Origin of the sequence: Alloacidobacterium dinghuense (genome assembly GCF_014274465.1) — a bacterium.
GTDB classification, from domain to species: domain Bacteria; phylum Acidobacteriota; class Terriglobia; order Terriglobales; family Acidobacteriaceae; genus Alloacidobacterium; species Alloacidobacterium dinghuense.
In genome coordinates, this window is the sequence record NZ_CP060394.1 from 5063443 (window position 1) to 5077371 (window position 13929).

Sequence of the window (13929 nt, forward strand, 5' to 3'; positions counted from 1 at the left end):
TCTCTCCTTATTCTGCCCGCAGTGCTTGCATGGGGTCGATACGCGAGGCTCGCCGCGCCGGCAGATACGCCGCTGCTGCCGCAACCGCAAATAAAAACACCACCGCGCACACATAAATCAGAGGATCGGCAACACTGCTGCCGCCGATCAGCTTCGCGCCGCCGCCCATTCCCGAATCCGTGAAAGATAAGGTCGCAATACTGCGCGCCATCGCCAGCGACAGCAACGCGCCCACAGCCAGCCCGGCGCCTGCCAGCATCAACCCCTGCCGCACCACCATTGCGATCACGTTAGTACGCCGCGCTCCCAGCGCCATGCGCACACCGATCTCCTGCGTTCTCTGCGCCACCGCATACGCCATCACGCTGTACAGGCCAATCGCTGCCAGCAGGACCGCCAGGCCTCCCATCACCGTCAGCAGACTCGCCGCCACCTTCTGCGGATACAGCGATGCCCCGATAAACTCCCGCAGCGGCGAGACATCGAACACAGAAACATTCGGATCAAGCTCGTGGACCTTCGCCTGCAGCACCGGCAGCGCATGCTCAGGATTACCCCGCGTACGCACATAGAAAGCCAGGTTCATGTCCTCGCGATACACCTGCCGGAAAGGAAAGTACGTATACGGCAGCGGCGACTCGCTCAGGTAGTGATATTTGCTGTCTTTTGCCACTCCCACTACGCGAAACCACATGCCCCATCCATGGATGCGATGCCCGACCGGATCGCGTCCGGCAAAGAACCTCCGCGCGAAGGCTTCATTCACAATCATCACCGGCTGCGCATTTTCACCATCATGCTCGGTAAAGTTCCGCCCCTCCACCAGAGGAATCCGCATCGCGTTCAGATAATCAGGCGAAACCACGTTGCGAAAGATTTTCATATTCTCGCCGGGACCGGGCGTATAGCCCTCCACGCGCAGATCCTCCCACCAGCTCGGCTCAAAGCCCAGCGGAACACCATCGGAATAAGCTGCCTGCACGACTCCCGGAGCCGCCTCCATCTTCTGTTGCAAACGGCGGCAGAATTCTTTGCGCTGCTCCAGGTCATACCCGCTCGTCGCCAGATAAAACTGGCCCAGAAGCACGTGATTCGGCTCAAAGCCCGGATCGATCCGCATGGTCGCAGCAAACCCACGGGCAAAAAGACCAGCCCCGATCAACGCCACCAGCGCCAGCGCAACCTCAGCCATCACCAGCACAGAGCGCAGTTTGTTCCGGTGCCTGCCTGCCGCTCCATTCCGTCCTGCTTCGTTCAGCTTTGTGCTCAAACCTGCCCGGCTCGACTGCAATGCCGGAAACAGTCCGGCGGTCAATGCCACCAACCCGCATAAGCCAGCAGTAAAAGCCAGCACGCGAACATTCAGCACAGCGCCCATCCCCATCTTCACGCCCAGAATCATTTGGCCTGGAGGCATCAAATATTGAAGCGTGTGGCTCATCCACTGAGCCGCAACCAGGCCCAGCACTCCGCCTGCAGACGTCAGTAACAGGCTTTCCGTAAGCACCTGGCGCATAAGCCGCGCGCGTCCCGCTCCCAGCGCCAGACGCATGCTGAACTCTTTCTCGCGCACCGTCGCTCGCGCCAGCAGCAGGTTCGCAATATTCACGCACACAATCAACAGCACCAGCACGCACACGCCCATCAGGATGCGCAGCGGAGACTCCAGCATCGCCGCAGGCCCATAGGGAGACTTGTTCAGAGGCAGCAGCGTCGCGCTCATTCCTTCGCTTACGTCCGCATTGGCAACTGCCATCCGCCCGGCCAGCGCGGCCAGCTCCTGCCTTGCCTGCTCCAGCGTCACTCCCGGCTTCAGCCTCGCGATGCCCAGCATGTTCCGGTTCTGGCGATTGCGCAGCACCATCCGAGGCTCGACGCCATTCAGCACCGTTTGCTGCATATACGGAACCCACATATCGAACGCCACCGCACCCATCGACCCATGAAATTCCGGAGCAGCCACACCCAGCACTGTCAACTCATGGCGATTCACACGAATTGTTTTGCCAACGATGGCGGGGTCTGCGGCGTAGTGCGACCGCCAATAGCGATCGCTGAGCACCACTACGGGAAAAGCTCCCGGCTTATCGTCGTATTCGGGTGGGCCGAAAACCCGTCCAATCTCAGCCTGCGCACCCAGCACGTCGAAGAAATTCCCCGACACCAGTTCGCCCCAGGCCCGCTCCGCGTGATCGTCATGCCCCACGCTGAGAGCAGTGGGCCGCATCACCGCAATCTTCTGGAGCAACTTCAGGTGATCGCGAAAATCCTGATAGTCGGGATACGAGGTCGGCACAAACTCGCCATTCGGAGTCACTGTCTCGAAATCCACAAGCCTCTCCGGCTGCATTACTCCGCTCAGCGGACGCAGCAGCACAGAGTCGGTCCAGAGAAAAACAGTTGTGGTTGTGCCCAGGCCAACCGCAAGCGTCAGGATTGCCACCGAGGCAAATCCACGATGACGCGCGAGCATCCGCAACCCGTAACGAATATCCTGCCACAAGTTTTCAAGTAGCGGAACCGTGCTCCGCTCTCGATAAGCCTGCTTTGCCTGCTCCAGCCCGCCGAGCTTGATATACGCATCGCGGCGCGCCTGCTCCGGACTCATGCCCGAACGCAGATTGTCCTCGATGTGCATTTGCAGATGGCTCTCAAGCTCCACCGCAAACTCATCACGTGTTCTATGAGCGCCGAACGCGCCGCCGAGCCGCATCCGTAGTGCCCGCAGTTTTCCTCGAAGCGAATCCATTACGACTCCTCGGCAGGCGAGAGAAACCGCGCAAGAATGGCCGTCGCCTGCTCCCAGTCACGCGCCTCACGCTCCAGTTGCTTTCTTCCCGCGCGTGTCAGCTTGTAGAACTTCGCTTTGCGATTGTTCTCAGACAATCCCCACTCCGAAGCGATGTAGCCTTCCTGCTCCAGCTTCAGCAGAGCCGGATACAGCGTCCCATAGTTCAGCGACAATAGATGGCCGCTCGTCTGTTCAATCCGCCGCGCGATGCCATATCCGTGAATCGGCCCCATCGTTTCCAGCGTTTTCAGAACCATCAGCGCCAGAGTTCCCTGCCAAACGTCGGTTTTATCTCCCATGTCTCTCCTATTGTCTAACCATAGGTATGATTACGCGCTCTTCTATGGTTTGGCAATAGGTAAATTAGCAAGCCCATAAACCACACTGTCTGCTAGACTTGGCCCACATCTTCATCTTCCGAGACACCACAATGACAACCATCGCCCGCCGTTTTCTTTGCCTGTTTTTGCCAGCCCTGCTGCTTCCACTCTTGCCAGTCGCAGCGCAACAACCACCGACGCGAACGCTCATCCGCGCCGGGCACGTCATCGACGTACACACCGGCAACCAATCCGCAGACCAGACCATCATCGTCACCGGCGACAGCATCACAGCCGTCGCGCCGACAGCTTCCACGCCAACCCAGACAGGTGATAAAGAGATCGATCTGCGCAGCATGACCGTGCTTCCCGGCCTCATCGATGTGCACACACACCTCACGATGGACACGAATTTCGACCCGTATCACGAACTCTCGACCAGCGTCGCCAAGAGCGCCCTGATCGGCGCTCGCAATGCCAAGGTTACGCTCGAAGCTGGATTCACTACCGTCCGCAATGTCGGCGCCGATGGTTACGCAGATGTCGATCTACGCGACGCTATCAATGAAGGCCTGGTCGAAGGTCCCCACATGCAGGTCAGCGGTCCGCTGCTCGGCATCACCGGAGGCCACTGCGACGACAATCTTCTTCCCTTCCAATTCCATCAGACCACAGACGGCGTAGCAGACGGTGTTGAAGCCGTGCAGCATAAGGTTCGCGAGGTCATCAAATATGGCGCAGACCTCATCAAGGTCTGCGCCACCGGCGGCGTCCTGTCCAAAGGCGACGATCCACAGGCCTCCCAGTACACTCTCGAAGAGTTAAAAGCCATCGTCGCCGATGCACACCGTCTCGGCCGCAAAGTAGCCGCCCACGCTCATGGAGCGCAGGGCATCCTTTGGGCCACGGAAGCGGGCGTCGACTCCATCGAGCACGGCTCCTACATGAACGACGAAGACATCGCCGCCATGAAGCAGCACGGCACCTACTTCGTGCCTACCGCATACTTAATCGACTGGATGCAGCAGTACGGAAACCTGCCCGCGTTCTACAAACAAAAAATGAAAGACGTGAGCGCCGTTGAAAAAGCAAACGCCAAGAAAGCCATTGCAGCCGGCGTAAAGGTAGCGCTCGGCACAGACGCCGCCGTCTATCCGCACGGACTCAACGCCCATGAGTTGGACGTCTACGTGAATCAGTTCGGCATGACACCGCTCGCCGCCCTGCAAACAGCAACCCTCAACGCCGCCGACCTCATGAGTTGGACAAGCCACGTAGGCTCGCTCGAGCCTGGCAAATGGGCCGACGTTATCGCAGTCAATGGCGATCCGCTCAAAGACATCCGCCTGCTCCAGAACGTCCAGTTCGTCATGAAATCCGGCGTCGTCTACAAAAGCGTCACCGGGACCGCGGCGCAATGAAGGCAACGCAGTTTGAATTTCGCTTCCGCGTCGTAATCGCCTTCCTGCTTTACGTCCTAGGCTTCTGGGCCCCGTGGGCGCGATACCTCGGCGGCTCTGGTCGCGTCTCCACCACGTGGCTCGAGCTACCCGGCGCACTCGCCAGCGCTCACTGGCTCTCGCTCGAAAACGCGACCATCCTGGTCACCGTCATCGCACTCGCATGCGCCATCAAGGGAACGATCTTCCGCGTCTGGGGCACTGCTTATCTCGGAACCGCCATTGTGCACGACAAGTCCATGCACGGCGCAGGAGTCGTGGCCGCCGGCCCCTATCGCTACACCCGCAACCCGCTCTACATGGGCACGCTCATCTTTGCGATTGCCGTCTCGATCCTGATGCCACCCACCGGAGCCATCTTCTTCCTCGCCGCGCAAGCCATTTTCTACTACCGCCTCATCCTCGGCGAGGAAGCCTACCTTGCCACGCAGCAAGGCGAAGCCTACCTCGCATACAAACAGAAGGTCCCGCGTTTCTGGCGCAGCCTGCGTGCCCGCGTTCCGGCGGCTCCGGCTAAACCGCAATGGCTCACCAGCCTGCTGGCAGAAAGCTACTACGTCGGCTTTACCGCGTGTTTCGCCATTCTCGCGTGGCGCTATAACGCTTACCTGCTGATCAAGTGCATCATCATATGTTTCGGGGCATCATTAGTCATTCGGGCTATACTGCCCCAGACACCAAAACATGATTGATATCTTGCATGACATTGCTGCCGTTGCCGAATCCACGACCCTCGTCGTCGGCGCCCTCTTTCCCATCGTCAATCCGCTGGGAAGCGCGGCCATCTTCATCAACATGATCGGAGGAGTCGAGCAGCCGCTGCAGCGCGCTCTCTCCCAAAAGATCGCGATTTACAGCTTCTTTCTGCTCGTCTGCTCACTGTTGTGGGGCGTAAAGATTCTCACCTTCTTCGGCATCTCGATCTACGCGGTCCAAATCGGCGGAGGGCTGGTCGTGGCGGCCACCGGATGGACTCTGCTGGCGCAGGGGAGCAGCGGCGTCAACACAAAAACTGTCGGCGAGGAAAACATCCTCGACCATGCCTTCTATCCCTACACGCTGCCTATCACCGTTGGTCCCGGATCCATCTCCGTGGCCATCACTCTTGGCGCGCATCTGCCCGCGGAGTTGCACACCGACTCAATTTTTTCTCCCAAAGTGCTGATCGCCGCGCTTGTGGGCATCGCGCTCGTTTGCTTCATCGTATTCATCTGCTACCGCTACGCCAGCGCAGCCGAACGCCTGCTGGGAAGCGCCGGCACCTCGGTCGTGATGCGCCTGTCATCCTTCATTCTGATGTGCATTGGTGTGCAGATTGTCGCCAGCGGCATCAAGGCCTATCTGGCAACCGTTCATCAACTCTGAAACAAAAAAGGAAACGGAACAATCCGTTTCCTTTTCTTCGAGCGGCGCAATGCGCCTTGAATTTTTTTCTCTGGTCCTACTTCTTCGGCGGAGCGATAACGTCCTTCGCAGCCTTCGCCACGCGGAACTTCACCACAGTCTTCGCCTTGATCTTGATCTGTTCGCCGGTCTGCGGGTTGCGGCCGATGCGCGCTTTGCGCTCCGCCTTCACCAGGCGTCCGAGTCCGGGAATTACGAAGAGGCCGTTCTTCTTCGTTTCCTTGATCGCTGTTTCCGCAAGCAGATCAAGGAATCCAGCCGCCTGCTTGTTGGTGAGTTCGAGCTTCTCCGCAATGTGGCGGACAAGGGCTGTTTTGGTCATTCCAGTTGCCATGTTCTTTTTAAATCCTCCTGGTTCTAATTCGCTTTCCCAGAACCTTTGCTGGTACCGCGTATTGCGGGTCTCTTCATTCCGCTCGACGATTTCCACGCCTTGAGAGCCTGAAAACCCCTGTATCCATGCGGTGTTTGAAAAAACCTACCGTCGTTTACCTTGCGTCTTCTTGCGAGCTTTGTCAACGGCAAAAGGCCTGTTTCCACAGGTTTTTCGCCATTTTTTTAGGTTTTTATACCTTTTTTCTGGATTTGGACACAGTTTTGGCAGTTTTGTGAGGTCTCGGAAACCCTTATCTTGCGCGGTCGGCACGCGTTTTTCGTGCCTGGGAATGAAGAGCAGTCTATTCCTCTGCGCAGACGCGCGTCTACACCAGCTTGAAGATATATTGTCTTTTTTTCTCCGTTTCCTGCACAAATGGGCGGTTCAGAAAATCCACGATGGGCGCGGCCAGCCGGAAGCGCGTCACAATCTCGCTCACCAGCCCTTCGCTGAGCGCCGCTTCCGCCGGAAGCCGCGCCAGCACGCCCCACTGCTGCTGCTTGATCAGGTCAATCCCTGGATGATCCGGCGAAAATCCCTTCGGCGGACGCGTCAGCGCTGCCGTATCCAGATCGAGATCCATCACTTGGCGCAGCTTTTTCCCATTCAGCAGCCTGCGAAACTCCGCATGTTCGTCGAGCAGCTGCAAACGGATCGCAAGCAACTGCTCGCGTTCCGGCATATAAATCCCCGCAGCAATCACCACCTCGGTCGGCGAGAAATGAAAGTAATACCCTCCGCCGGAGGTCTTTTCGACGCCTGTGCGTGTCCACCACGCGGAAACGTGCGTCTTATAGGGAGTCTTATCGGCAAAAAAACGAGTGTCGCGATAAATGCGCATCATGCTCTTCTGCGCAGGCCGCACATGCGCAGGCGCAAACTCTGTCATCGCATCCGTTACCCGCTCAATCACCGCCAGCATCGGCTTTTTCAGCTCGCGCTCAAACACTGCACGCCGTGCCTCAAACCATTCGCGGTTGTTGTTGCGCTTCAGCCCGCGCAGAAACTTCACCGCCTCCGGCCTGAAGTACGGCTGAACTTCCTGCTGAGCAGTTTTGAAGCTGGTCTTTGGCATACCCGCATTTTAAGGGGTTGCGCGCTTGTACGAGCCTTCTATCGCATGAAAAGCACGCTGTAACTTTCCCGGGCATTTCTGCTCTAATTTGGTATGCTTCGCCGAATACTGTGCGGGTTCGTTGTCGCTTCCTGTGTTGCCATCGCCATTGCCCAGATTGAAACTCCGCGATCGACGCCCATCCCTGCAGCGGAAACCGATGCAGCCTTGGCTGCGAAACATAGCAAAGCAACAGCCGTCTTCGCCGGAGGATGTTTTTGGGGCACGCAGGCAGTCTTTGAGCGCGTAAAGGGCGTCGTCGACACGACCGCAGGCTACTCTGGCGGCTCCGCCAACACCGCGCACTACAACGACGTCACCACAGAAACCACGGGACACGCCGAAAGCGTCCGCGTCGTCTACGATCCGTCGAAGATCACCTATGGCCAGCTGCTGCGCATCTTCTTCTCCGTCGCCCACGACCCTACACAGCTTAACCGCCAGGGGAATGACGTTGGCCCATCCTACCGGTCCGTAATTTTTTACGGGGATGAAGAGCAGCACCGCGTCGCCGACGCCTACATCAAACAACTCGACGCCGCGCACGTCTTCTCGCGCCCCATCGTGACGCAGGTTGTACCGCTCAAAGCCTTCTACGCAGCCGAGGACTATCACCAGGACTACGCCCTCAAGAACCCCGGCAACCCCTACATCGAAGTCTGCGACCGCCCCAAGATCGCAGCGCTCAAGCAGCAGTTCCCCGATCTCTTCCAGAAGTACAACGGCAAATAATGTCCTTCTGAAAAGGAATCGAGGCAGAAACGCCGTTCACACAACTCTGTTATCCTCGTCACGTTATGCGAGCACTCATTCTTTGCACCGCTCTCATCACATCCGCTGCAGCGTTTTCGCAGCAGGCGCCATCGTCCCAGGCGTCGCCATCTCAGGCGCCATCATCCCCGGCTCCATCAACCATTGAACTGCCGCCCGGCACACACGAGCTGCTGCTCGAAGCAAAGGGCGAGGGCGTACAAATCTACACCTGCGCCCAGGGTAAGTGGGTTCTCAAAGGCCCCGACGCGAAGCTCCTCGACGCGCAGGGAGCAATCCTCGGCAGCCACTTCGCCGGACCGACATGGAAATTGACTGACGGCAGCGAAGTGAAGGGTAAGGCTGTCGCTTCGCAGCCATCACCCGATGCGGATTCCGTGCCGTGGCTGTTGCTTCAAGCTGTACCCGGCAGCGGCTCAGGAAACTTCACCGACGTCAACTACATCCGACGCACAGGCACTCGCGGCGGCGTCGCTCCCAAAGAAGGCTGTACCGACGGCGAATCCCGCCAACCCTACACCGCGACCTACAGCTTCTACAGCAAGTAGATTTCGTCTAGGGTTATAGCCACGCCTTCCAATACAATCCGAGCAACATGACGCGCCAACTCATCGCAGCACTCCTCTGCGCCGCCACCACGCTTTCAGCCCAGACAAAAACTTCCGCAACACCGCGGGAAATCAAGTCCTTCTACGAATCCGGTCTGCGCCGCAACGGAATCATCGGCAGCGGCCTCATCCTTATCCGCAACGGCGAAGTCATACTGCATGACAACTACGGCCGTCAGAGCGAGACTGAACCCGTCGACGACAACACCACATATCACTGGGCCTCCGTCACCAAGACATTCACCGGAATCGCCATCATGCAGCTGCGCGACCGCGGCCTGCTCTCACTCGACGACTCGCTAGTCAAGTACATCCCCGAACTGACGGCCGTCCACGATGCCTACGGCCTCGTCTCCGCCATCACCATCCGCCAAGCCATGTCCCACTCGAGCGGCTTCCGTGATGCTACATGGCCCTGGCGCGACGCCGACTGGCAGCCCTTCGAGCCCGCACAGTGGTCGCAGATCGTCGCCATGCTGCCGTACTCCGACATCAAATTCGCGCCCGGCTCACGCTACAGCTACTCCAATCTCGCTGTCGTTTTCTTAGGTGAAATCATCGAGCGTCTCTCCGGAGATCAGTTTGAGGTCTACATGGAGAAGAACATCTTCCGTCCGCTCGGCATGGACCGCAGTTACTATGACCGCAGCCCTTACACGTTATTGAAATACCGCTCCCACAGCTGGGATCTCAAAGACGGCAAGCTGACTGAGGATCCATTCGACTTCAATACCGGCATCACCCGCGCCAACGGTGGCCTCAACGCGCCGCTTACGGACATGCTCAAGTACGTCTGCTTCCTGCTTGGCGATCCAGCACACCAAACCGAATACGATGCAATCTTGAAACGCTCTTCATTGGAAGAAATGTGGAGGCCAGTGCTTCCCGTCACGCCCGACGAAGACTTCCCATCGCGCGCAGGCGCGCATGACGAAGTAGCAGAAAGCTTCTTCGTGCACACTGACGGAACGTTGAAACTGATCGGTCATCCCGGCTGGCAGAATGGCTTCCGCAGCCAGATCAACATCGATCCGGCAACGCGCAGCGCCTACATCGTCGACTACAACACCGATGCGCAGGACACGCAAAAAAACACGCGCAGCTTCAACATCGAGCTGCGCGATTACCTCATCGACAACTTCTTCAAAAGACGTGCAGCAACAACAGAATAATAAGGATCAAAAGGATCAGGCTGATTCCACCGCCACCGTAATAACCAATTCCGGGCCCCATACGGTAACCGCCGAATCCAAAGACCAGCAGCAGAATAATCAGAATGATTAACAGCATGTGCTTCCTCTCTTGACGTGTCGCGATTCAAGCGCTGCCCGAATCCGCGCAGCACATTTTTCAAACCACTCGTAGGATGCACACACTCCATCGGCGGTGTTCGTTCTTTCGAAATTTATTTCGTTTTTGCGGCAAGCAACTTGGCAACTGCTCTGCGCCATCTCTGCTAATCAATTGATCCCGCTTGAGCGCGCCGCGAACTCGCGAGCCCGCTCCAGCAGAAGCTCCTGCTCTCGCGCATTCCGCGTCATTTGCGCAGCACGCTCGCACTCCGCTCGCGCCTCGTCATACCGCCCAAGTTTCGCCAGCAGGTCCCCGCGCACACTCGGCAGCAGATGATAGCCCTTGAGCGATGGCTCCGCCGTCAGCGCATCCACTAACGCCAACGCCGCATCCGGACCTGAAGCCATGCTTACTGCAACCGCGCGATTCAACTCGACAATCGGAGAAGGCATAATCCGCGCCAGTTCGTCATAAAGACTCACGATGCGCGCCCAGTCTGTATCGTCTGCTACCAGGGCCCGCGCATGACAAGCTGCAATCGCCGCCTGCAAAGCATATGGTCCACGCGAACCACCCAACGCACCAGCACGCTCCAGCGCCGCAAGGCCACGCCGAATCAAAAGCCGATCCCATCGTGCGCGATCCTGATCAAGCAGCAGCACCGGCCGTCCCTCAGGCCCGGTCCGCGCCGCCGAGCGCGACGCCTGAATCTCCATCAGCGCCGCCAGCCCATGCACCTCGGCTTCCTGCGGAGCAAGCTCAGCAAGAATGCGTCCCAACCGCAGCGCATCTTCGCAAAGCGCAGGACGCATCCAGTCATCGCCCGCCGTCGCCGAATAGCCTTCGTTGAATACCAAATAGATTGCGCCCAACACCGATGCCAACCGCTGTGGCAGCTCCTTCCCACGCGGAACCTCAAAAGGAATATGCTCCTGCGCCAGCGTTCGCTTCGCGCGCACTATGCGCTGCGCAATCGTGGCTTCGGGAACAAGAAACGCCCGTGCAATCTCGTCCGTCGTCAACCCGCCCAGCAAACGCAGCGTCAATGCAACGCGTGCTTCCGACGAGAGCACCGGATGACACGCAATAAACATCAGCCGTAGCAGATCGTCGCCGATGTCATCATCGAGAGCTGCGTTGAAGTCCGGCACCGTCAGCTCCTGAGCTTCCAGTTCACGTCCCAGCTCTTCATGTTTGCGATCGAGCATCTGCCTGCGTCGCAGCAGATCGAGCGCGCGATGCTTCGCTGTCGTCATCAGCCACGCACCGGGCTTTTCCGGAATCCCCGACTCCGGCCATTGCTCGAGCGCCGCCACCAGCGCCTCCTGCGCCAGATCTTCGGCAATCCCGACATCGCGTACGAGTCGCGTGAGCGCGGCAATCACCTTTGCCGACTCCATCCTCCAGACCGCATCAATTGTGTTATGGATAGCAGTAGCCGTCACAGCTACCGATCACATCATCATTGCGTCCACGAACGCAAGCGCCTTAGCATGCGAGTACAGGCCGAATCTCAAATTCCGCTTCCACATCTCCACTGCAAAGCGTAGGACAGCGCTTGATCCACGCAATCGCATCTTCCCTCGAAGCGACCTCGACCATCGTGACGCCGGCAACCAGTTCCTTCGACTCCGCGAACGGCCCATCAATCGTCGAGAACTCGCCCTTCGACAAGCGAACCCGCGTACCCCGCGAAGTGGGCTGCAGCCGCTCAACTGCGACCAGCACTCCAGCCTTCTTCATCTCCTCGTCATACTGCCGCATCGCTTCGATCAGCTCAGGACTGGCTGGAGCATCCGACTCCATCGTCGCATCCGACTTCCGCAGAATCACAAAGCGCATTCAGCAACCTCCTCACGGAAAAAGAAACGGGCTCCGCAAGCGCGGAACCCGCTCAAATCAAGCCGCCGTTGCGGCGTTGGTGTTCACCATCCAGGGAATGCCAAAGCGATCGGTCAGCATTCCAAAGCGCGGCGACCAGAATGTCTCGGCGATAGGCATAGTCACCTGCCCGCCTTCCGCCAACGCATTGAAGACCCGGTCCGCCTCTGCCGCGTTGTCCACCGCAACGCAAACGCAGAACCCCTGCGGCTTCTCCTGGTGTTGCGGCGGCCCGTCAGCGCCCATCACAATCCTGTTGCCCACCCGCATTGACATATGCATGATCTTGTTTCGCCACTCCGGCTCAAATTGTGCCGCCATCGGCGACTCGCCGTACGTCATCTTGAATTCGATCTTGCCGCCAAACGTCTTCTCGTAAAACGTGAATGCTTCCTCGCAATTGCCTCTAAAACCCAAGTGTGGGTCGATCTGCATGATGTTTCTCCTCGTTTCGATTTTGTTGCAATGTCGTGCTTACTTCTCTACCAGTTGTGCTCCCTGCACCTGATCCCGAGAACAGGGAACATCCAGATCGCCAGCCTCATACACCTGGCGAATTTCTGTCTCACCGTCGCCTGCAACTTTCAGAAAGCGCTTCGTCAGTTCAATCGCTTCTTCCTTCGAATCCGTCTGCAGCAGCGCAAAGCCCGCCACCAGTTCCTTCGATTCGGTAAACGGTCCATCTACCACGCCAAACTTTCCATTTGCCAGTCGCACGCGAGCGCCCTTCACACTTGGCAAACATCCTTCCGTCGCCACCAGTTTGCCCGACCGCATCATTTCTTCAACAAACTTCCCCATCTCCTCCATGTCCTCTTGCGCTGGTCGAATGCCTTCTGCCTGCGCCGGCTTGTACAAACAAAGAAATCGCATTATTCATCTCCTCACGATTGTTGAATTCCGTTCCTGCTTACACATCGAATGGCGTTCGTCTAAATCGACAGCTCGAAACGCCAGCGCAAAGAATTAATTGCGCGCCGCCACCTGAGTACGCAGACGTTCTTCATGCTCTTTGAACTCAGGGGCAAGCGCCTCGCCAAAATCCTCCGGCTCAACCAGCGGACGAATCTCAATTTCAGACTCCACCCCCGGAAACGGGCACGGGCACCGTTTCACCCACTCAATCGCCTCTTCCATCGACTTCACCTGCCACAGCCAGAACCCCGCGACCAGTTCCTTTGTCTCCGAGAACGGCCCATCAATCACCGTCCGCCCCGTGCCCGAAAACCGGACGCGCTTGCCTTTCGAACTCGGCTTCAGCCCGTCCGCCGCCAGCAGCACGCCCGCCTTTACCAGCTCTTCGTTGAACTTCCCCATGTCAGCCAGCAGCTTCTGAAACTCTTCCCTCTCTGGATGAATGCCCTCTTCAGAATCCTTCGTTGCCTTCACCATCACCATCACTCGCATCTCAATTTCTCCTTGTTGGAATTCGCATGCTGGGGACGACCTACCGTTTTATCCCAAGCTCTACTTCCACATCGAACGGCGCATCGCAGAATCGACACGTCGCAAAACTTTTTTCGAATCAGTCTCGGTCCGCAAACCGCGAGCCTTCCATCAGTGGCCGAATCTCGCACTCACCATCGCCCGCATATCGCAGAAAGTCCTTCGATGACTCCACCGCCACTTCCATCGACTCCAGTTCGAATAGCGCAAACCCGGCCACCATCTCCTTTGCCTCCGCGTACGGACCGTCCGTGATGGTAACCGCTCCCTCTTTCCGCCGAACTTTCACGCCCTCAGGCACAAGCCCGCCCGTGGCCAGCAGCGCACCCGATTTCATTGCTTCATCCACGCGTTTTTCCATTTCCTCCATATTTTCGGGCCCACACGGAGCGCGATGGTCCGGCTTGTAAATGATCAAAAATCGCATAGCAAATCTCTCTCCATTTCGTCGCAAATGAAGGCAGC

General features: G+C 58.0%; 17 protein-coding genes. 6 read left to right on the top strand and 11 right to left on the bottom strand.

Going from position 1 to position 13929, the window contains the following annotated elements; all coding sequences use genetic code 11:
- Positions 1-7: 7 nt before the first annotated feature.
- Positions 8-2749 (bottom strand): ABC transporter permease, encoded by a 2742-nt coding sequence (locus tag H7849_RS21090; RefSeq protein ID WP_186742263.1) that lies wholly within the window; start codon positions 2747-2749, stop codon positions 8-10.
- Positions 2749-3090 (bottom strand): PadR family transcriptional regulator, encoded by a 342-nt coding sequence (locus H7849_RS21095; RefSeq protein WP_186742265.1) that lies wholly within the window; start codon positions 3088-3090, stop codon positions 2749-2751. Before H7849_RS21095 ends, H7849_RS21090 begins: the two co-directional genes overlap by 1 nt.
- Before the next feature lie 131 nt (positions 3091-3221).
- Here H7849_RS21095 and H7849_RS21100 point away from each other — a divergent pair, with 131 nt between their 5' ends.
- Genes H7849_RS21100 through H7849_RS21110 form a run of 3 tightly spaced genes read left to right on the top strand, consistent with a single transcriptional unit; the run spans position 3222 to position 5936 of the window.
- Entirely contained in the window at positions 3222-4532 is a 1311-nt protein-coding gene (locus H7849_RS21100) for a metal-dependent hydrolase family protein (RefSeq protein WP_186742267.1), read from the top strand.
- Complete coding sequence (locus tag H7849_RS21105; protein WP_186742269.1) at positions 4529-5263, top strand: methyltransferase family protein; 735 nt, start codon at positions 4529-4531, stop codon at positions 5261-5263. Before H7849_RS21100 ends, H7849_RS21105 begins: the two co-directional genes overlap by 4 nt.
- Positions 5256-5936, top strand: coding sequence for a MarC family protein (locus H7849_RS21110; RefSeq protein ID WP_186742271.1), 681 nt, complete (start codon positions 5256-5258; stop codon positions 5934-5936). Before H7849_RS21105 ends, H7849_RS21110 begins: the two co-directional genes overlap by 8 nt.
- Before the next feature lie 76 nt (positions 5937-6012).
- On the opposite strand, the gene H7849_RS21115 is transcribed toward H7849_RS21110, so the two are convergent.
- Positions 6013-6309: an HU family DNA-binding protein gene (locus H7849_RS21115; RefSeq protein WP_186742273.1), complete on the bottom strand. Its 297-nt coding sequence runs from the start codon at positions 6307-6309 to the stop codon at positions 6013-6015.
- A 367-nt stretch (positions 6310-6676) separates the two neighbouring features.
- A complete protein-coding gene (locus tag H7849_RS21120) occupies positions 6677-7426 on the bottom strand; it encodes a DUF2461 domain-containing protein (protein WP_186742275.1) in 750 nt (249 codons plus the stop codon).
- Positions 7427-7519: 93 nt separating this feature from the next.
- On the opposite strand from H7849_RS21120, the gene msrA reads away from it, so the two are divergent.
- From msrA to H7849_RS21135, 3 genes are all read left to right on the top strand, one after another.
- Complete coding sequence (gene msrA, locus H7849_RS21125) at positions 7520-8197, top strand: peptide-methionine (S)-S-oxide reductase MsrA (protein WP_186742277.1); 678 nt, start codon at positions 7520-7522, stop codon at positions 8195-8197.
- A 65-nt stretch (positions 8198-8262) separates the two neighbouring features.
- On the top strand, positions 8263-8784 hold the full coding sequence (locus H7849_RS21130; protein WP_186742279.1) for a DUF3455 domain-containing protein: 522 nt from the start codon (positions 8263-8265) through the stop codon (positions 8782-8784).
- A 47-nt stretch (positions 8785-8831) separates the two neighbouring features.
- Positions 8832-10016 carry a serine hydrolase domain-containing protein gene (locus H7849_RS21135; protein WP_186742281.1) on the top strand — a complete coding sequence of 395 codons (1185 nt, stop codon included), beginning with the start codon at positions 8832-8834 and terminating at the stop codon, positions 10014-10016.
- Here the strand turns inward: H7849_RS21135 and H7849_RS21140 are convergent.
- From H7849_RS21140 to H7849_RS21170, 7 genes are all read right to left on the bottom strand, one after another.
- Positions 9988-10134 (bottom strand): DUF3309 family protein, encoded by a 147-nt coding sequence (locus tag H7849_RS21140; RefSeq protein WP_186742283.1) that lies wholly within the window; start codon positions 10132-10134, stop codon positions 9988-9990. The genes H7849_RS21135 and H7849_RS21140 overlap by 29 nt on opposite strands.
- Positions 10135-10304: 170 nt before the next feature.
- Entirely contained in the window at positions 10305-11537 is a 1233-nt protein-coding gene (locus H7849_RS21145) for an RNA polymerase sigma factor (RefSeq protein WP_186742285.1), read from the bottom strand.
- 88 nt (positions 11538-11625) lie between these two features.
- The gene (locus tag H7849_RS21150; protein WP_186742287.1) at positions 11626-11979 is read right to left on the bottom strand and encodes a YciI family protein; all 354 of its coding nucleotides are present in this window, start codon (positions 11977-11979) and stop codon (positions 11626-11628) included.
- A 57-nt stretch (positions 11980-12036) separates the two neighbouring features.
- Positions 12037-12453 (bottom strand): VOC family protein, encoded by a 417-nt coding sequence (locus tag H7849_RS21155; protein ID WP_186742289.1) that lies wholly within the window; start codon positions 12451-12453, stop codon positions 12037-12039.
- 39 nt (positions 12454-12492) lie between these two features.
- On the bottom strand, positions 12493-12891 hold the full coding sequence (locus H7849_RS21160) for a YciI family protein (protein ID WP_186742291.1): 399 nt from the start codon (positions 12889-12891) through the stop codon (positions 12493-12495).
- Positions 12892-12984: 93 nt separating this feature from the next.
- Positions 12985-13425, bottom strand: a complete 441-nt coding sequence (locus H7849_RS21165; RefSeq protein WP_186742293.1) for a YciI family protein — start codon at positions 13423-13425, stop codon at positions 12985-12987.
- A gap of 118 nt (positions 13426-13543) precedes the next feature.
- Complete coding sequence (locus H7849_RS21170; protein ID WP_186742295.1) at positions 13544-13891, bottom strand: YciI family protein; 348 nt, start codon at positions 13889-13891, stop codon at positions 13544-13546.
- Positions 13892-13929 lie beyond the last annotated feature (38 nt).